We start from the raw sequence: 19,826 nt of genomic DNA on the forward strand, positions 1-19,826 counted from the left end.
GTATTAATTATTGTAATTTTGTTGTTTCAATTAACAGTGTTTCATTACCCGCCGTTAACCATAATTGGCCATCTTGGATACTGCACTGAAAGTCCATAGAGCGGCCAGCAAGTTTTGCTAATGCATCACAAGTTTCTTGGCTAATGAGCTCAATGGAAAGTTTATTGAGTAGACATAATTTGTTTTGTGACTGTTTCCACCAGGTTTCAGCACTGCTGCCATAGGCATAAAGAATCACTTTTTGGGCACGATTACAGGCTTTTTTGAGACGTTTTTCATCCAGTTGCCCAAGCTCTATCCATAACTCTATCACTTCAGAGTAATTAATTTGCCACAGAGCGGCTTCTTCTTCGTCACTCACACCCTTACCAAATTGCAGATGTTCATTTGCATTTAAAATAAAAGCTAACAAGCGAACCATCATGCGAATATTTGTTTCTGAAGGATGTTGGGCGATGGTTAAATTGAGGGTGTCGTAGTAATTTCTGTCCATATCTGACAGTTGTATACTGGCTTTATTTATTGTTGCTTTTAGTGCCATGATTATCCGTAAAGTAAGAAATGCTAATTAAGCTTATAATACCCGTATAACATTAAGGAATACAGCAGGTAAGTCCTTTTATTCGACCAGCCACTCTAATTCATCAATGACTTTTCTGGCTTCAGCAATCGTGCAATCAGTGCGGGCCATTAATTGGTTAACAGTAATGTCTGACTTTAATTTAGCAATACGTATAAGTTCATCGTGACTAAGTGCTTGCCTTTGACTCATTAAGTAATTAACTAGCCACTGCCAACTCGGCTCTTCTGAGTCTTGTATAAAAGCGACAACGTGTTCTAATTGTTCAAAGCTAGCTTTTAGTTGCCAATTGCGCGAACGGCCAATTCTATAAAGTTCACAGCCACTAGCTCTTATTCCTGCTTTTAACGCATAAGCTTTTATTACTTTTCTAAGCAATGAGGGCAGATTAATGACAGGTATATGATTTGGCGATGTTTTCATAAGGAGCGAGTAATGTTAACAGAGAATAAAAAACCAGCAAAATGCTGGTTTCAGTCTTACTAATAATAATTGACTACCATTTTTTCTTCGGTTGAAATAATAAGTCTATATCATCTTCTTGATCTTTGGCTTTTTTCGCCGCATCTTTAGCATTAGTGCTTTTAAGTGCATCGGTTATTTCTTCAAGTTGGATCTCAACCTCAGCTTTTTTATTGATGGTATATTCTGTTTGTGAAGGATGAGCGGACAATGTTTGCAAAGCTTTCTCAAAATATTGGCGCGCTGACCCCAACATTTCTTTTTGGTAAGCCATGTTGCCACGTTTTAGCAAGCTTTCAACACCAATCTGTAGTTGCATAGCATCGAGCTTTTTATCTTCATGGGTAAATGTTTGTGCGTCTAATGCTCCTTTGACTTGCTCTGACTTAAGTGTTGCTCGTAATTTTTTAATACATTGCAAAATACTAACAAGTTGTTGTTCATTATCAGGGAGAATGAATGGTTCCTCTTGTTCTGAATTTGAAGCCGCGAGTTCTTGAGACGCTTTTAACCTTGACTCAATATCATCAACTTTACCTTTAATTTTTTTTGAATCAGGTAAAATTGATCTCATCGCTTTTGCTGCGGTTAAACTGCGTCGATTAAGAATGTTGACGATACTAGGATTACTGGGCAGGTTAGCAAGATGTAGAATAAGGTCTTCACTTTCATCTATAATCGCTTTTTGCTTAGCCGCTTTTATGCGTTTGTCTTTTTCTTGTTTTGCTTTGTGCTGTTGAATTGCACCAACACCCACAACTATAATGATTAATGCGATAATTAAAGCAATGATAATGCCCATAATGTTAACTACTCGTCTGTGAAAATAGAAATATCTTTTATGCAGTCTACAAAAAATGGACACATTAGCATAGCCTTATATGAACCTTTTATCTCTAATACTAATTAAGGCTATTTATATAACTTTTTATTTTGAATGAAAAACTTCATTTCATCATAGAAAAGCTATTTTAAACTTGATTATGTGGGTTTTGTTGTAATAATCCTACATTTTTAAATTAAATCTCGTTTATAAGCAGAATAATGAAAATTAATATGGAATAAGTCTTCATTTAAGTATATATTTTTTGCATAAGCAATCAGCATAAAAAATTTTGAAGTATAATTATGAAACTACAACAACTGCGCTATATTGTTGAAGTACTCAACAATAATTTAAATGTCTCTGCAACAGCAGAAAGTTTATTCACCTCTCAACCGGGCATAAGCAAGCAAGTTCGCATGCTAGAAGATGAACTCGGTATTCAAATATTCGGCCGCAGTGGCAAACATTTAACCCATGTTACTGCCCCAGGCAATGAAGTTATTAATATTGCCACAGAAATTCTCTCTAAAGTTGAAGCGATTAAAGCGGTTGCGCGTGAGCATACTCAACCCGATGAAGGTAAATTACGTATATCAACCACGCATACCCAAGCGCGATATGCATTGCCTGAAGTGATCAAAGGCTTTATGAAAAAGTATTCAAAAGTTTCTTTGCAAATGTCTCAGGGAACGCCAGCGCAAATTAGTGATGCCGCAGGCAAAGGTGACGCAGATTTTGCCATTGCGACGGAATCATTACACTTGTATAACGATTTAGTGATGTTACCTTGTTATCACTGGAATCGCAGTATAATAGTGCGACCCGATCATCCCTTAGCTAAAAAACAAGGCATTACTATTGAAGACTTAGCCAAGTATTCATTAGTGACTTATGTGTTCGGTTTTACTGGACGTTCAGAGCTTGATATTGCTTTTAATAGTCTTGGAGTAGAGCCTAAAATTGCTTTTACTGCCACCGATGCTGATGTAATTAAAACATATGTGCGTTTAGGTGTTGGCGTTGGTGTAATTGCTACTATGGCTATCGACCCTAGAATTGATAGTGATTTAGTGGCTATTGATGCCAGTCATTTATTTAATTCAAGTACCACTAAAATAGGCTTTAGACGCGGTACTTTCTTACGTGGTTACATGTTTGATTTTATTGAGCGTTTTGCTCCTCATTTAAATCGTGATTTAGTCACTAAAGCTGTTTTATTGAAAAATAATGCTGAAATAGATGAGATGTTTGCAAATATTAAGTTGCCTGTTCGTTAAAGCAACTGCGATATAAATCAATAACCACATAAAAGCGACTGATATCAGTCGCTTTTTTATGTTCAGGATGAACGGTATGTCGTGATGCCATGGATGGCAAGGAACGACGAATGTTCAGGATGAAGGGTATGTCGTGATGCCAATTATGTAAAGTATGGCAAGTAACGACGAATGTTCAGGATGAAGGGTATGTCGTGATGCCAATTATGTAAAGTATGGCAAGGAACGACGAATGTTCAGGATGAAGGGTATGTCGTGGTGGTAATTATGGTAAGTATGGCAAGGAACGACGAATGTTCAGGATGGCCTTTCTCATACATCCTGTATTTCAAAACATAAGTGTTTCGCTGCACGGCGATAGCAAGGAACAATAAATGTTCAGCCATTAACCCTTTGTCCGTTGCAGCTTTGGGATTAAAAACGTCTTAACATTCAGTAATGTTGACCGCTAAGCCGCCACGAGAAGTTTCTTTATATTTGGTTTTCATATCGTTGCCGGTTTCCCACATGGTTTTAATCACTTTATCCAGCGGGACTTTTTGATTACCGGTGCCGCGTAAAGCTAAACGCGATGCGTTGATCGCTTTTACCGAGCCCATAGCGTTACGTTCGATACAAGGAACTTGAACTAAGCCACCAACAGGGTCACAGGTTAATCCTAAATTGTGCTCCATACCGATTTCTGCCGCGTTTTCTACTTTACTTGGCGAACCACCCATAATTTCAGTTAATGCGCCAGCTGCCATAGAACAAGCTACGCCAACCTCACCTTGACAGCCCACTTCAGCACCAGAAATTGACGCGTTAGTTTTATATAAAATACCAATGGCTGCGGCAGTTAATAAATAGCGTACACAGGTATCTTCATCAACAGGTCTAACAAACTTATCGTAGTAGCATAATACGGCAGGTATAATACCGGCTGCACCATTGGTTGGCGCCGTTACAACACGACTACCTGCGGCATTTTCTTCATTAACTGCAAGAGCAAATAAGTTAACCCAGTCCATCGCTATAAGCGGATCGTTGTTATTTTCAACTGATAATGCTTTATAAAGGGCAGGGGCTCTGCGCGCAACTTTTAAGCCACCGGGTAAAATACCTTCTGTTTTAATACCACGGTCAACACAATCTTTCATTGCTTGCCAGATATTAACTAGTTTAGCCCTAACAGTGGCTTCATCGGCTAAGCACTTCTCATTATTCATCATGATGGTACTGATCCTGAGATTTTTCTCATTAGCTTCGTTGATAAGCTCAGTCGCTGATGAGAAATAATGAGGACGTTTTATATTGTTGTGCAGAGATAATGCTTTATCTTTTTCTTTTTCAAAGTCGCGGGCGTTAACAATAAAGCCGCCACCGATTGAATAATATGTTTGCTCTAGTAATAACGTACTTTCTTTTCCTGGGATATCTTCAAAGGCAAAAATAGTCATGGCATTTGAATGAGCAGGTAACGTTTTACGGCGATGATAAATAATTGCATCATTTTTAGGGAATGATACTAAGTGCTCGCCATTAAGCGAAATTTTTTGGCTAGCCACTACGGCTTCTAGAATTGAATCAATAGCGTCGACGGCAATCGTATCCGGATTTTCGCCAGACAGACCTAAAATTACCGCTTTGCCGGTACCATGGCCAATACCTGTTTGCCCTAACGAACCAAAAAGTTCACATTTCACCCGTGTTGTTTGGGTTAATTTATGCTCATCTTTAAGTTGTTCAACAAATAATTTCGCTGCTTTCATTGGACCTACAGTGTGAGAGCTTGACGGGCCAATGCCAATAGAAAACATATCAAATACACTAATCATACTAAAACCTGAATTTATTTTGATAAAATTATCAAAAGATGGAATTATCTTCGGTAATTGTAACTGAAAGCTACCACCATGAAAAACAATAATAGTTTAATTATAGTTGATATTAATTAAAAACCTAAAGGTTCAAGATAATTGAATGGCCAAATCTTTCAGCATTACCGCGGTTGCGCCCCATATATTATGGTGCTCGAAAGGCATAAAGTGAATTGAAAAGGGTTTGCGATGACGCTCAATGGTCACCATGTAGTGATTATTAAAATCTAGAAAATGTTGTAATGGCACCTGAAATATTTCAGCAACTTCATTTTTATCGATCACATAATTTTGTTTTTTATCAATAAAAGCAATGATGGGCGTAACCACATAACCACTGATTGTTTCATAAGGGAGTAATTGGCCAACAATATTAATGTTGTTACTATTTAAACCAATCTCTTCTTCAGCTTCTCTTATGGCGGTGCTAATAAAACTTGTATCAAAGTCTTCCATTTTTCCACCGGGAAAACTGATTTGCCCAGGATGATGTTTTAAATGACTAGCACGTTTTGTTAACACAACAGAGAGTTGTTTATTCTCTTCTATTAGTGCGATTAACACGGCTGCAGGTTTTAGTGCGCCAAGGTGCTGGTATTGATGGAGGGAAACATCAAGTGTTGAAAATTGAAAGTTTTGTAAAAAATCATGCTTGTTCATTATAAATCCATCAATGGCGAAAGCCAAAACTACAATAAGTTAAAGCGCTGATAACACAGGTAATATTTTGTTTACTTTATCAAAGGTTTCTTGATATTCAGCGTCAACTTTTGAATCAGCTACTACGCCACCACCGGCCCAGCAATAAATGATACTCGCTTTGGTCGCGTTATTTTTTTCGCACAGTAGGGTACGTATAGTAATGCTAGTGTCCATATTGCCACAAGCAGAAATATAACCAATAGAACCACAATAAATACTTCGTTGATGAGGCTCTAATTCATCAATTATTTCCATGGCTCTTATTTTTGGAGCGCCAGTAATTGAACCGCCAGGAAATGAAGCCGCTAATAAATCAGTCGCTTGATAAGGTTGTGCTAACTCACCTTCAACGGTGCTGACTAAGTGATGAACGGCAGGAAAACTTTCAATATTAAACAACTTAGGAACTTTTACCGAGCCAGCAATACAGACTTTACTGATATCATTTCTCAGTAAATCAACAATCATTAAGTTTTCGGCACGGTCTTTTTCTGAGTGCTGTAAATCAACTGAGTTTTGTTGGTCTATGACGGCATCATCACTTCGTGGTTTAGTGCCTTTTATCGGCTTACTTTGTACTTTACGGCCTGCTTTTTGTAAAAATCGTTCAGGAGAAATACTGAGAATACTGGCTTTTTCAAAACGTAAAAAAGCAGAAAACGGTGCTTTATTTTTATCACGTAACGCGCAATAAGCTTCGAATTCATCACCTTGATACTGGGCACTAAAGCGTTGTGCTAAATTAATTTGGTAGCAATCTCCAGACAATAAGTAGTCTTGTATACGCTTAAATTTTTCATCATAACGCGCTTTACTCATATTCGACTGCCAGTCGGTTATTAATGAAAACTTTTCTTTTATTTGTGTGGCTTTCTTTATCAAAGCTAACTGCTGATTTATTGCTATTGTTAGGCTTTCTCGTTGTGGTTGCGGGCAAACCAACCAAAACTGTTGAGCTTGGTGATCAAAGATTAATGCCTGAAAATAAAGCCCTATCGACATGTCGGCTAAATCTATATCTTGCGTTGTTTGATGAGGCAAGTTCTCAAAACGTCTACCTAAATCGTAAGAAAAGTAACCGACACTGCCGCCATTAAAAGGTAAGTGGCTGGTGGCAACGGTTATGTTGTTGAAGCATTGTTGTTGAATTTCTTTTAACAGCGTTAAAGGATTTTGATGACTGATTTGTTTTTTGTCCTCTTTTAACCACCGTACTTCAGTTTGATCGCCGCGAGTAGTTAGCGTAATTTCGGGTTGCCAAACCAGAATATCAAAGTTGCTATCAACGTGGGCAGGTGACTGTTGTTCACCACAAGAGTCAAGCCACATCGCCCAAGGTTGATGACTAAAAGCTGAAAATAAAGCTTTTACATCGATAGATTTTTCTACAGTAAAATGCTGGGCAGAAATAGTGAACATGACAGGTTTTACTCGATAATATTGTGGAAGCTCGTTAACAAGAAGGGTATGATATCTGCAAATTTATAACTTTCAACCATTTTCAGCTTCCCTAGTTTATCTATAATTTCAGGTAAGTAGGTAAATGCCGTTGAACTACATCTGTCGATCTGCATAAAAAGAGACCCTCATGACTATCATTAAACAACAAGATTTAATTGAAAGTATTGCCGATGCATTACAGTACATTTCTTATTATCATCCTTTAGACTTTATTCAAGCGCTTGAAAAAGCCTATCATAAAGAAGAAAGCAGCGCAGCTAAAGACGCTATTGCTCAGATCTTAATTAATTCTAGAATGTCAGCCCATGGCCAGCGTCCTATTTGTCAAGATACCGGCATAGTGACTTGCTTTGTTAAAGTGGGTATGGATGTTCAGTGGGACAAAACTGACTTAACAGTTCAGCAAATGGTTGATGAAGGTACTCGCAGAGCTTACTTAAATCCAGACAACCCATTGCGCGCTTCTATTGTAAAAGACCCCGCTGGCGCGCGTATTAATACTAAAGATAATACACCATCTGTTGTTCATATCGATATGGTTGCCGGTGGTGGCGTCGATATCATGATCGCAGCGAAAGGCGGTGGTAGTGAAAACAAATCTAAAATGGTGATGTTAAATCCTAGTGATTCAATCGCTGACTGGGTAGTTAAAACACTACCATCAATGGGCGCAGGTTGGTGTCCACCGGGAATGTTAGGCATAGGTATCGGCGGAACAGCAGAAAAAGCAGGGGTACTTGCCAAAGAAAGTTTAATGGAACCGGTAGATATTCAAGACCTTATTGACCGTGGTGCTGAAACAGCCGAAGAAAAGCTGCGTCTAGAAATTTTCGAGCGTGTTAATAAATTAGGTATTGGCGCACAAGGTCTTGGCGGTTTAACGACGGTTGTAGATATTAAAATTATGTCAGCACCAACCCACGCTGCATCAAAACCTGTGGTGATGATACCCAATTGTGCGGCAACGCGTCATGTTCATTTTCACTTAGATGGTTCTGGTCCGGCTAACTTAACACCACCAAAATTAGAAGATTGGCCAGAAATAACTTGGGAAGTCGGTGAAAACGTACGTCGTGTTAATGTTGATACCTTGAAAAAATCTGATATCAGTAGCTGGAAAACCGGTGAAACTGTATTATTGAGCGGGACTATCTTAACCGGACGTGATGCTGCCCATAAACGTATTCAAGATATGCTAGCCAAGGGCGAAAAGTTACCAGTAGACTTTACTGACAAGTTTATTTACTACGTAGGTCCTGTCGATGCTATTGGCGATGAAGCAGTTGGCCCAGCTGGTCCAACGACAGCAACACGCATGGATAAATTTACAGAAATGATGCTCTCTGAAACAGGGTTACTTGGCACTATCGGCAAGGCTGAACGTGGTGCCGAGACCGTTGAAACCATCAAAAACCATAAGTCAGTTTATCTAATGGCCGTCGGTGGTGCTGCATACTTAGTATCAAAAGCTATTAAAAAAGCAAGAGTTGTTGCTTTTGAAGATATGGGGATGGAAGCCATTTACGAATTCGAAGTTGAAGATATGCCAGTCACTGTAGCTGTTGATAGCCAAGGAGAGTCGGCTCATGTCACGGGTCCTGCTATTTGGAAAGCTAAGATTGAAGTGCAAGATGCCAAATCAAAAAATTAATTGATGCTTGTGTAAGCAAATAATTTTAAAACAAGCGCCTTAGGGCGCTTTTTTATTGACGATAATAAGTTGAAAATTTTGTCTATACTAAAAGAACATTAATAAAATTAAGTTTTGAAAACATTAACTATGACTAACACTAACCTGCGCACTGTTACTATTATTTATTATATTGAAGATTCACTTGAGTTAATGCACTTTGTTGGACAATTTGCAGAAAATGCCAGTGGGCGGGTCATTATACCGGAAAAATTTAAAGAAGATAAATCGATTGTTGCTGTGTGTGATGGAGAAATAACCATTCTTAATAAAGTTGGCGATCGCATTCATCTTATCAATGATTATTAAATATGGACTTGTTAATGAACAAGCTTAGAATAAACTTAACCTGAGTATATTTCTATGGTTTAATACTGATAATATTTACAGTGTTACTGATGTGACTTTATGCCTATCGATGAACTCCTTGTTTTTTTAGAGAAAATCCCTACCGAAATTTTTATGCTGTTTAGCGTTATTCTATTGGTATTGTGTTTTTTAATCAGCTTTATAGTATTTTTTAAAATAAAAAAAATGTCACTACAGTTGTCTTTGCAACATGAAAAGTTACAGCTATTGTTTGAAAAATTAACCGTTGATAGTGAAGTCTCAAATAAATATCAACAGCAACAACAGCAGCAAACTAGCTTTAATCATCAACAATTGGCAAACCAACAAGTTGAGTTAAAGACTTATTTTGAACAACAAATCTCTGACTTTAAAATTAAGCTGTTGTATCAACATGCTGAGCAAGGTGAGAAGCAGTCATCGAGTTTACATGCAAGTAGTGAAAAGTTACACCGCGCATTACACGAGCACCAAGTCGTTTTTAATCAGAATCAGCTAAAATCGGTTGATCAACTTGTTGAACACCTAAATAGAGTGACGCACATTAGCCGCGAAGAGTTAACGAAGTCATTGCAAGCATCGAGTGAGCAAATGGCTAAACGTATTGATGGATTAACCGTCTCTACCGATAACCGCTTGAAAGAAATTAGCGGGCAAGTAGAGAAACGTTTAGCGGAAGGGTTTGAGAAAACAACAAAAACCTTTAATGATATTTTGCAACGCCTTGCCTTGATTGATGACGCGCAAAAGAAGATAACGGAACTTTCCTCAAACGTCGTCAGCTTACAAGAAGTATTAAGTGATAAGCGTTCGCGGGGGGCTTTTGGCGAAGTTCAGCTTAACAGTTTAATTCGCAACGTGATCCCCGAGCAAAACTTTTCTTTACAGCACACTTTATCAAATGGAAAAATTGCTGATTGTATTTTATTTTTACCTGAGCCAACCGGTAATGTCGTTATCGACTCTAAGTTTCCTCTAGAAAACTATAAGAAAATGCTGGATAACCAATTAGGGGAACATGACCGAAAATCGGCAGAGCGTCAGTTTAAACTCGACATAAAAAAACATATTAACGATATTAGTTCTAAATACTTAATTGAAAAAGAAACCGCCGATGGCGCTATTATGTTTATTCCTGCAGAAGCTATCTTTGCTGAAATTCATGCACATCAAGGTGATTTAGTTGATTACGCCAATAAAAAGCGAGTATGGCTGGCATCGCCAACCACGTTAATGGCTATATTAACAACGTCACGCTCGGTACTAAAAGATGAAGCAACCCGTAAGCAAATACATGTTATTCAAGCGCATCTCTCACACTTATCTCAGGACTTTAGTCGCTTTAAATCTCGTTTTGCCAATTTAGCAAAACACATAGACCAAGCGGCGAGTGACGTAAAACAAATCCACACATCTGCAGATAAAATATCGTCACGCTTTGATAAAATTGAACAGGTTGAGTTGAAAAATGAAAGTGATGAAAAGCCCACTGGTGCAAACAGTAAAATAGATAATGAGCAAGCTCTGCCTGTTGTTTAACCTGATTTCTTCTCTACCCTTTAGCGATAACTTAATCTAAGGAGTTAATCTTGTTGCAAAGAATTAAAGGACTAAAAACTCTGTTTATTAGTTTAGGCACTGTTGCCTTAGTTTATTTTTTGATGATAAAAAGCCAAGCTTTTTGGCTAAAGCAAATAGTGATTGTCGAACAGTTATTAGTGGTGTTCTTGGCTGTTGTGATCGTCTTTGCCAGTTATTTTAATCGTAGCAGGTTAGCCTACTTATCATTATTGTGGCTTTTATATTACGCCAGTATTACTTTTTCACCGCCTTGGTCAACTTGGTTACTGCAGCAGGGTGATTGGTTAACGTTATTTGGCTGTAGTGTTTTACTTTTATTGTCTTTGATAAAAGACCGTGGCGTTATCTCAATTCATGGTCTTTATCGATTAGTCGCTATCGCCTTAGTGGCTATCATTAGTTATGCCTGGTTAACGATGAGTGAGCCAATTATCATTTTTGTACAAACCTTTCCCCATATTGCAGGCTTTAGTAAGGTTATTCGTTTAGAGTTACCACTAGCTTTATGCACTATGGTTATTGTTTGGCGAGCAGTGATTAAAGCGGATTTAGTGACTTCAGCGGTTGCGCTTTCTTTACTGTTTTGGCTATGTTATCAATATCAATTAATTGAGCTACCGCTAAGTTTAACGCTGGCATTACTCAGTTTGTATTTCGTGTTAGTCATTGTTGTCGACGCTTATTTTCTTGCCTATCGAGATGACTTAACGGGCTTACCATCGCGTCGGGCGCTCAATCAGTTAGCCTTATCACTTGGACGAAACTACACCCTTGCTATGCTAGACATTGATCATTTTAAAAAGTTTAATGATACCTATGGCCATGATATTGGCGACCAAGTATTAAAACTAGTGGCAAAAAAAATTGGCAACGTTAAAGGGGGAGGGAAAGCATTTCGCTATGGCGGAGAAGAGTTTACCATCGTATTTACTGGTAAAACTATTGAGCAAGCCTTAACTGAGTTAGAAGCGGTACGTCAAGCTATTGAAACCTATAAAATTGTCATTCGTCAGCCACAAAGAAAAACAAAACAACAACGAAACGCTAAAAAAGTAAGCAAAAATAGTGAGTTTAAAACGGTCAATGTCACTATTTCAATTGGCGTTGCAGTACGGGAAAGTAAACAAAGCTTTGAACAAGCGTTAAAGTGCGCGGATCAAGCGTTATACAAAGCTAAGAACAAAGGGCGAAACAACGTTAGTGTTTAAAGCGGGCTAAATATGATGATTGTTTGCAAGTATAAGACTGGGCCAGCAAAAATCATCGTTCACAAGCAAAGTGAACCACCTCATGCAAAGCATCATTATTGAGCAAGCCTTGGCATTGTTTATTGACGTTAACGTGACCAGTGATATTATTAATCGCCACCTAGCACAAAGTACCGGCTCCCCTGAACTTGCTTCAGGGGCTTATGTTAAAAGGCTGTAATAATGCTGGGTAAGCCAGTTATTAACGCTTAATTTAATATCGCAACGTTAACAAAAACCACACTCAACAAGAGTGGGCAGACAAAACGAAGGTAATTTCCCCAAATGGGTAGCCACTTTCTGCCTTCTTGTAGCGCTTTATCACGTAATTTATTACCTCTATTCCATAACCAACCGACCACAATAAAGTAGAATAAACAACTTAATGGCTGCAATATGGTTGTTAATGCTCGAATCACTAAACCAAATAATTCGTCAAAAAAAGCAATTAACAACATGCTGGCACAAAGCACCACGAAGGAGACTAGCCATGTCGCTTTTGAACGAGTAAAGCTTTTGTCTTCCATTAAATAAGAGACAGGTACTTCAGTTGAAGAAATAGTTGAAGTTAATGCCGCAATGGATAACAACAAGAAGAAACAGCTTGAGACAATCAAGCCGACATTACCCATTGAATTGAACAGCTCAGGTAATATCTTAAAGATTAACTGTCCTTCACCAATCAACTCGTTATTACTGAAAACTTCAACTCCGGCTTCTTGAGCAACAAAAAGTGCCGGTATGATTAACAGACCGGCCATAAAAGCGATAAAAGTATCAAGTGCGGTGATAGAGATGGCTAATTTACCGATATCTTTACCTTTTTGCATGTACGAGCCGTACACCATCATACCGCCTACGCCAATAGACAATGAAAAGAAGGCTTGTCCCATTGCTGATATGATGAGTTTAGGGTTAGTGACCTGTGAAAAGTCAGGAATTAAATATAACGCTAAGCCTTTTTCTGCACCGGGTTGGCGTAAAATATAAATGATTAAACCAATTAGCATCACTAACAATAACGGCATTAAACGCCCTGACCATTTTTCAATACCGGCATTAACGCCCTGATGTATAATGGCGGCGCCGAGTAAGATAAAAAGTGGCGTAAATAATAAATTACGTTCGGTACTTGATGTGGCTAACCACTGTGAAATATTAGTTAGGCCTAACAGCTCAGTAAATGCTGATAGAGCATGCGCTAACATCCAACCAGCGACGATAGTGTAAAAGCTTAACATCATTATAGCGCCACATAGGCCTATTATGCCGGCATACTTACCTACATTGGGCCAAGTGTCTTTACAGGCCTCTTTTAATGCGGCTACCGGATTTTTTTGCGCCTGGTTACCAATATATATTTCTGCATACAAAGCGGGGAGGGCGAGTAAAAGTGTCACGAGTAAATAGACGAATAAAAAAGCACCACCGCCATTATTAGCGGCTTGGGTTGGAAATCCCCAAATATTGCCTAAACCAATGGCTGATCCTGCAGCGGCCAAGACAAACCCGATACGGGAATGAAAAGAATCTCTAGTGTGTGTCATATAGTATTGAATGCAAATTATTTTTATTTGGTGATGAGCTTACCGAGTTCAGATCATATAGCAACGGTTTTTTAAAAATTTGTTTCTGATAAAATATAAACACTGTAAACCTAGCAACTAATGGCTGATAAACTTGCTTTCAAAAATATTACCCCTATATAGGTTGAAGTTAAATTAATGTCATTATAAATACGTATGAAAAGTGTGGGTGTTGTTAAAGTTATCAAGATAAGCTTGGACATTATCCCCCGAAGCTACGTTTATTTTAATAAGAACGTTGTAATAACCCGTTTGTCGGCGTTAACACGGTTGAATGTTATTTTGAGAGAACTTTATTTATGAATTCCTATGTGGTGCGTGTCCAAGAACGGCTAAAAAAAATTGACGCTAGCCCGTTTTTTCAATGGTCAATTATTGCCGTTATTATTATGTCAGCATTACTTATTGGCGCAAAAACCCATAACTTGCCCCCGCAAGCATTAAGAATATTGGTTTTTTTAGACAGTGTTATCACGGTATTTTTTGTCATTGAATTATCAATACGTTTTATGGCTTTTCAAGATAAAAAGAATTTCTTCAAAAGTGGTTGGAATATTTTTGATACCTTAATTGTTATTGGTAGTTTAATACCAACAGGTGGCTCAGGTGTCTTATTAGCACGGCTGTTGAGAGTGTTTCGGGTGTTACGTCTAGTTTCTATGGTACCTGAATTACGCCTGCTGATTAATTCGCTGCTCAAAGCTATTCCTCGTATGGGCTATATCGCCTTACTCATGTTTGTTATTTTTTATATTTATGCTGCAGTTGGCAGTATGGTTTTTAATAATATTAATAAAGAGCTTTGGGGCGATGTTTCAATATCGATGTTGACCCTTTTTCGTATAGCCACTTTTGAAGATTGGACCGATGTGATGTATGAAACGATGGCGATTTATCCGCTTAGCTGGATTTTTTACCTGACCTTTATTTTCTTAACGGCTTTTATCTTTTTAAACATGATGGTCGGTACTATTCTAGAAGTTATGGGCAAAGAAAATGAAATTTATCGCGCGGAACAACATGGCGAATCAGGTGAAGGTGGAGAGCCGGCGAGCCGAGCACAAATTGAAAACCTTGAGCGTGAGCTTGCCGAAATTAAGACTTTACTCAAAGAAAAACTCAACCATCGCTGAGATTAATTTTTATAGATAACCGAAGACTTGTGGGATTTAATTAAATAAGATGGTATAAAATAAAAATCATATTTAATTCAAGTGTTTTGGTTGTTCTTAATGATTGCTTTCAAGCGAATTTTCTACTTTTTTATCGTTATTATTGTTCAAGCTTCATTTTTTTCGTCTGCGGCGCTTGCCGCTAATCAAAATACCCTGCTCAGTGATGAGCAAAAGATATCACAAGAAATTGAAATTCTTAAAAAAATTGAAGATGATCAGGAAGCGGTTGATTACTCAATTTTATTATTAACGCGCTCAGCTTTAATTCCCAAGCAAATTATTGACATCTTAGATATTCAACAAAAACGTTACTATCAGTTAACCGAGCTTCGATTAGGATTAGCTAGCGCTCAACGAATACAATTAATTGCCACTGAAAATAACTTTAAAAAAATAGCCGCTAATGCTAATAAAATGATCGGTATATATCACTATTTAATTGGTGATTATCCAGAGTCTGTAGCCGCTTCTCAAGCCGCATTAAGTTATTATATAAACTCACCTGAGCCGCTTACAGTGGCTGGGATATACAATAATATTGCCTTGGCTTATATTAATCTGGGTAATTCCAGTAAAACCTTAGTCAATTTTCAACTAGCCGAAAGCATCTACAATAAATTGGGTACTAAGCAAGATAAAATAGATGTGCGTTATAACATTGCCGGTTTATATTTAACTTTAAAAAGATACGATATCGCGATTGAACTCTATCTCGATGTTATTGCACAGCTTGCTTTTGTCGATGACAAGCTCACCTTAGCTAAAGCCAAGGGAGAATTGGGCACTGTTTATAAATATTCAGGAGAGTATCAGCAATCTCTTAAATTTCTGTCACAGGCAATAGCGTATTTTGAACAAACTAATAACGACTATTATTTAGCGGCTTTTAGTCATAATATTGCCGGTCTTTATAATATGATGAACCAGCCAATAAATGCAATTAAGTATGCAACACAAGCGATAAATTTGGCTAAAGCTTCAAATCATAACACCGCTTATGCGGGTGGCTTGTATAGTCTAGCGCAAGCAGAGTTTTCGTTGGGCTATGTTGAAAAAGCCTATGAAAGCTTGCAGCTCTCTGATGAAATAGCTAAAAAATCTGGTCATGAAGAACAAATGATGAATAATATGGCGCTGCTGGCGTTGATTTATTCGGCACAAAACAAGCAAAGTGCGGCCTTTGAAACACATCAAAAATATATTAAAAGAACAAGAAAAATAGCGAACAATCAGCTCAATAGTCAATTGTCAGACTTTGAATCTAACAAATTAAGACAAGAAGTTAGCCAGCTCAAGCAAAATGAGCAACTTCAGGCATTAGAGACAGAGCAAGCCAATCAACAACGTAATTTTAGCTTAGTAGCCGCTTGTTTTATCATTGTTTTGGCCTTATTTATTTTCAACCGAAATGTTGAAAGACGCGCCAAATTAAAGTTATCTGAGCGAGTTAAAAACCGTACTCAAGAGCTAGAGCTTCTAACCAGCGAGTTGGTCAAAGCTAATGCCATTAAAAGTCAATTTCTCGCCAATATGAGCCATGAAATAAGGACCCCTTTAACGTCAATTATTGGCCAAGCAGAGGCAATAATAAATGGTGATGTTGATGAAAGTTACCTGCAAAAAGAAGTTAAAATAATTCACGGTAATAGTTTACATTTATTAGAGCTTATTAATAATATTTTAGATTTAAGTCGCGTTGAGGCCAATAAGTTAGAGTTAGAACTTGTCGAGCAAGACTTACACGTTATTTTGCATGACATTGCTAATATTTTTATTAAATCAGCGACAGTCAAAGGATTACAATTTCAGATAGTACACACCTTGCCAAACAAGTTTATGCTGACCATTGATGGCTTTCGCTTAAAACAAATCTTAATTAACTTATGCTCCAATGCCATTAAATTTACCAGTAAAGGCTCAGTTACTCTTGATATATCGGTCAAAAATGCCGCGTTAACTATTGCGGTTAGCGATACCGGTATTGGTATGAGTGAAACACAATTGCAGGAAGTCTTTAGCAGCTTTACTCAAGGCGACAGCAGCATTAGCCGACGATTTGGTGGATCAGGTTTAGGTCTATGTCTATCAGAGCAATTGGCCAAATTAATGTCAGGAAAAATCACCGTTATCAGTACGCTAAATAAGGGCAGTATTTTTACTTTAGTCTTACCTTGCAAGCAACTCAAATCGATTCAATTAGCCGAGTTTCCTCCCACTAAAATTATCGCCTCTGCATTCACTGCAGATGCTAGTGATATTAAGTTTGAAGGGCAAGTATTACTGGCCGATGACCATGATGATAATCGCCGGTTAATCGCTCGTTTATTAACATCGCTAGGCTTAGAGGTATTGTCAGCTAAAAATGGTAGAGAAGCAGTTGAGCTTTGTTTAAAAAACAAACCTAAACTCATTCTTATGGATATACAAATGCCAGAAATGGATGGTATTGAGGCTTTTAAAGTATTGCGACAAAAAGGATGCGCTAGCCCAATAGTCGCATTAACTGCCAATGCCATGTCTCATGAAGTTGACAAATATTTAGCGCTTGGTTTCGATGGACATTTAAAAAAGCCTATTGAGCGAAAATTATTTATTGCGACCATAGCTAAATATTTTGGTGAACAAATGGATGAAAGTGCAGCTGAACATGCCATTTCAAGCGTAGATATGTCCGATTTAGTGACAGAATTTAAATCGAATTTAGTGTTAGAGCAGCAAGATATCATTCTTCATATTAAAAATAATGAATTAGAGAAGCTTGCTGAATTGGCTCATCGTATTGCTGGCGCCGCACAAATGTTTGGTTTTTCACTGGTTTCAGTGAGTGCGATAAAATTAGAAAAACATATTAAAAGTGGCTCTTCTCAGCTGATCAGTGAAGCGGCGCAAAACCTACTTAATGAAATAGACCAAGTGCTTTGGTAGGATTATTCCCCGGAGTCTTCATCCGCTAACGCTGCTCTTGATATATAAACACTTGGTTTATCGGTTGTTCAAATATATCTGCAATTTTAAAAGCAACTTCTAAAGAGGGAGAATATTTTCCTTTTTCAATGGCTACTATGGTTTGCCTAGAGACTGAAACGCTATCAGCAAGTTTTTGCTGAGTCATTTCTTGATGTTCAAAGCGCAATTTTCTAATGTTATTGGTAATAACTTTAGCCATATTAATAGCCTCGACGATAAGAAACTAATTTAACTGACGAACAAACAATTTCGGCAAGCAAAGAAAAGGCAATAATTAAATGCATAACTTCATACTCTTTAGCTAAACCAGGCATTGAAAAAGTAAATTTTGATAGTGCGGGGAATAGAATGTAGAAGGTCACACAGAAAACACCCAAGGACAATATCTTATAAGCATATGAGTTTGCCCGCCTTGAAATTATTTTATCACGCTCATCACTTTTATCATTTGCTTCTCTATACTTAAAAATAGCGAGAATAGTTTGTAAAACAACTTCTAAAAAAATCGTATAAATTACTGCAGTAAACAATAAGCCATACATAGCCTCTACCGAGAATAATTGCCGCTGATATAAATTGACGACACCCAATGCATAATTGCTCCAAATACCGAGGGTAATCAAAAGTGATACTAAAATACTGGTTTCTCTGTAAGACATGAGCTTTCCTAGGTTGATAATTTTGACACTGTGTCTACTATATTTGACATGAGTTAGCATAAGATTTAATACACCCAGTGTCAAATATCTTTTACATCATGATTGGTTTATTTTACATTTTGTTATATACAGAGAAGGGCAGCAGTGATCTTAGCGGATCTTAATTTAATTTTTTGATAATTATAATAGGGTAGTTAGCGATATAATAAAGTGCATTCAAAAAACTTTCTGCCTTCTCGTTCAATATCGATAAAAGGCAGGTTATTAGTGTTATTGGCTATTTCACTCTTGGTTAATATGGAGTAGACATTAAAGTTAAAATAGCTAAATCGCTGTTTTAAGTGATTGTTAAGGTTTTGTTATCGCATTTTTTGAATGCAAGTGTTTATCGTTATGCCTTAATTCAGTTAAAATTTAATTTTTCTTGTCAACATATCCTTAAACATCACCCAGTCGCCGAGTAAACTATAGAAAGGATAGGTAAATGTGGCAGGTTTGTTTTTTTCAAAGAAAACATGTCCCAGCCAAGCAAATCCATAACCTATCACGGGAATAAACCATAAGCCTTGCCATAGCGCATAGCTAATACAATAAATAATCAGTAATATTATTAACGACGAACCGATAAAATGTAAGCGTCGACAGATAATATTTTGGTGTTGGCTTAAATAAAATGGATAAAACTCGCTAAAGGTCTGGTATTTTTTTACCGCCATCAGTTATTCCTCTCGTCAGTGATGTTAATTAATTTTACTGGTCAATATTTTTAAGCCAATAAGTATCATTGCTCCGCCTAAAATTCGGTCTATCCAATGACCCAAACGTTGAAATTTTTCGTTTATTATTGGCTGAGATAGCAAAACGACCACAGACGAAAACCAAGCGAGTTGAATAGCCATCATCCAAAGTCCATAAATAACTAAGTGTAATAACGGTAAATCAGGAGAAAGTACCACGGTAAAAAGCGCGACAAAATAAATCGGTGCTTTTGGGTTTAAAGCATTACATAGAAAACCAACACCGATATTTTTGAGAGATGAACGTTTCATCGAGGGTTTTGAATCCGGTTTGTTACTGATTTGTGTCGAGGCTTTTGCACGGAGTCCCTGAATACCTAAATATAATAAGTAATAGCCCCCCAAGATCTTAATTACCCATAGCGTTGTTGCTGAGTTAGCGATAACAGCAGCTAAGCCTAAAGCAGAATAAATTATGTGTATCGATAAACCGAGTGCAATGCCAATACTGCACATAAAACCGGCTTTTTTGCCATGGCTTAGTGTTTGTTGAGACACCAAAACAAAATCAGGCCCAGGTGAAGCGGCAGCTAATAAATGAATTGAACTAATTAACAGTAAACCTTGTAAAAGTTCCATAGTGTTTCTCATTGATATGATTAGTGAAAC

The 19,826-nt window shown here is 37.5% G+C and carries 19 protein-coding genes; 8 read left to right on the top strand and 11 right to left on the bottom strand.

Annotated elements, in window-relative coordinates:
• Positions 1–7: 7 nt before the first annotated feature.
• From H4J57_RS14865 to H4J57_RS14875, 3 genes are all read right to left on the bottom strand, one after another.
• Positions 8–541: a YaeQ family protein gene (locus H4J57_RS14865; RefSeq protein WP_182174657.1), complete on the bottom strand. Its 534-nt coding sequence runs from the start codon at positions 539–541 to the stop codon at positions 8–10.
• 78 nt (positions 542–619) lie between these two features.
• Entirely contained in the window at positions 620–1,003 is a 384-nt protein-coding gene (locus H4J57_RS14870) for a ribosome recycling factor family protein (RefSeq protein WP_182243474.1), read from the bottom strand.
• A 73-nt stretch (positions 1,004–1,076) separates the two neighbouring features.
• Positions 1,077–1,844 (bottom strand): hypothetical protein, encoded by a 768-nt coding sequence (locus H4J57_RS14875; protein ID WP_220463286.1) that lies wholly within the window; start codon positions 1,842–1,844, stop codon positions 1,077–1,079.
• 326 nt (positions 1,845–2,170) lie between these two features.
• Between H4J57_RS14875 and cysB the strand changes: the two genes are divergently transcribed.
• Positions 2,171–3,145 (top strand): HTH-type transcriptional regulator CysB, encoded by a 975-nt coding sequence (gene cysB, locus H4J57_RS14880; protein WP_182215670.1) that lies wholly within the window; start codon positions 2,171–2,173, stop codon positions 3,143–3,145.
• A 425-nt stretch (positions 3,146–3,570) separates the two neighbouring features.
• Here cysB and H4J57_RS14885 read toward each other — a convergent pair whose 3' ends face one another.
• The 3 genes from H4J57_RS14885 to pabB all read right to left on the bottom strand — a co-directional run bounded on the left by H4J57_RS14885 (position 3,571) and on the right by pabB (position 7,125).
• Positions 3,571–4,962, bottom strand: coding sequence for an L-serine ammonia-lyase (locus H4J57_RS14885; protein ID WP_182215672.1), 1,392 nt, complete (start codon positions 4,960–4,962; stop codon positions 3,571–3,573).
• Positions 4,963–5,094: 132 nt separating this feature from the next.
• Positions 5,095–5,664 (bottom strand): CoA pyrophosphatase, encoded by a 570-nt coding sequence (locus H4J57_RS14890; RefSeq protein WP_182215674.1) that lies wholly within the window; start codon positions 5,662–5,664, stop codon positions 5,095–5,097.
• 39 nt (positions 5,665–5,703) lie between these two features.
• Entirely contained in the window at positions 5,704–7,125 is a 1,422-nt protein-coding gene (gene pabB / locus H4J57_RS14895) for an aminodeoxychorismate synthase component I (protein ID WP_182230098.1), read from the bottom strand.
• A gap of 169 nt (positions 7,126–7,294) precedes the next feature.
• Between pabB and H4J57_RS14900 the strand changes: the two genes are divergently transcribed.
• The 5 genes from H4J57_RS14900 (at position 7,295) to H4J57_RS14920 (ending at position 12,214) form a co-directional block, all read left to right on the top strand.
• The gene (locus tag H4J57_RS14900) at positions 7,295–8,818 is read left to right on the top strand and encodes a fumarate hydratase (protein ID WP_182215677.1); all 1,524 of its coding nucleotides are present in this window, start codon (positions 7,295–7,297) and stop codon (positions 8,816–8,818) included.
• 129 nt (positions 8,819–8,947) lie between these two features.
• Positions 8,948–9,166, top strand: a complete 219-nt coding sequence (locus tag H4J57_RS14905; protein WP_070374026.1) for a TIGR02922 family protein — start codon at positions 8,948–8,950, stop codon at positions 9,164–9,166.
• Positions 9,167–9,391: 225 nt separating this feature from the next.
• Complete coding sequence (locus tag H4J57_RS14910) at positions 9,392–10,744, top strand: DNA recombination protein RmuC (RefSeq protein WP_259366869.1); 1,353 nt, start codon at positions 9,392–9,394, stop codon at positions 10,742–10,744.
• A 50-nt stretch (positions 10,745–10,794) separates the two neighbouring features.
• Positions 10,795–11,994, top strand: coding sequence for a diguanylate cyclase (locus H4J57_RS14915; RefSeq protein WP_259366870.1), 1,200 nt, complete (start codon positions 10,795–10,797; stop codon positions 11,992–11,994).
• Between the two features lie 82 nt (positions 11,995–12,076).
• A complete protein-coding gene (locus tag H4J57_RS14920; protein WP_182243475.1) occupies positions 12,077–12,214 on the top strand; it encodes a hypothetical protein in 138 nt (45 codons plus the stop codon).
• Positions 12,215–12,242: 28 nt separating this feature from the next.
• On the opposite strand, the gene H4J57_RS14925 is transcribed toward H4J57_RS14920, so the two are convergent.
• Positions 12,243–13,580 carry a sodium-dependent transporter gene (locus tag H4J57_RS14925; RefSeq protein ID WP_182215680.1) on the bottom strand — a complete coding sequence of 446 codons (1,338 nt, stop codon included), beginning with the start codon at positions 13,578–13,580 and terminating at the stop codon, positions 12,243–12,245.
• 338 nt (positions 13,581–13,918) lie between these two features.
• Between H4J57_RS14925 and H4J57_RS14930 the strand changes: the two genes are divergently transcribed.
• Entirely contained in the window at positions 13,919–14,752 is an 834-nt protein-coding gene (locus H4J57_RS14930) for an ion transporter (RefSeq protein ID WP_182215682.1), read from the top strand.
• A gap of 99 nt (positions 14,753–14,851) precedes the next feature.
• On the top strand, positions 14,852–17,719 hold the full coding sequence (locus tag H4J57_RS14935; protein WP_182243476.1) for a response regulator: 2,868 nt from the start codon (positions 14,852–14,854) through the stop codon (positions 17,717–17,719).
• A gap of 25 nt (positions 17,720–17,744) precedes the next feature.
• On the opposite strand, the gene H4J57_RS14940 is transcribed toward H4J57_RS14935, so the two are convergent.
• The 4 genes from H4J57_RS14940 to H4J57_RS14955 form a co-directional block, all read right to left on the bottom strand.
• Complete coding sequence (locus tag H4J57_RS14940; protein ID WP_182221563.1) at positions 17,745–17,960, bottom strand: helix-turn-helix transcriptional regulator; 216 nt, start codon at positions 17,958–17,960, stop codon at positions 17,745–17,747.
• Between the two features lies 1 nt (position 17,961).
• The gene (locus H4J57_RS14945) at positions 17,962–18,420 is read right to left on the bottom strand and encodes a hypothetical protein (protein WP_182230094.1); all 459 of its coding nucleotides are present in this window, start codon (positions 18,418–18,420) and stop codon (positions 17,962–17,964) included.
• 407 nt (positions 18,421–18,827) lie between these two features.
• Positions 18,828–19,136, bottom strand: coding sequence for a DUF962 domain-containing protein (locus H4J57_RS14950; protein WP_182215688.1), 309 nt, complete (start codon positions 19,134–19,136; stop codon positions 18,828–18,830).
• 24 nt (positions 19,137–19,160) lie between these two features.
• On the bottom strand, positions 19,161–19,796 hold the full coding sequence (locus H4J57_RS14955; RefSeq protein WP_182243477.1) for a LysE family translocator: 636 nt from the start codon (positions 19,794–19,796) through the stop codon (positions 19,161–19,163).
• Between the last annotated feature and the right edge of the window lie 30 nt (positions 19,797–19,826).

The organism is Colwellia sp. BRX8-7, from assembly GCF_014077275.1.
In the GTDB taxonomy this organism is placed as follows: domain Bacteria; phylum Pseudomonadota; class Gammaproteobacteria; order Enterobacterales; family Alteromonadaceae; genus Colwellia_A.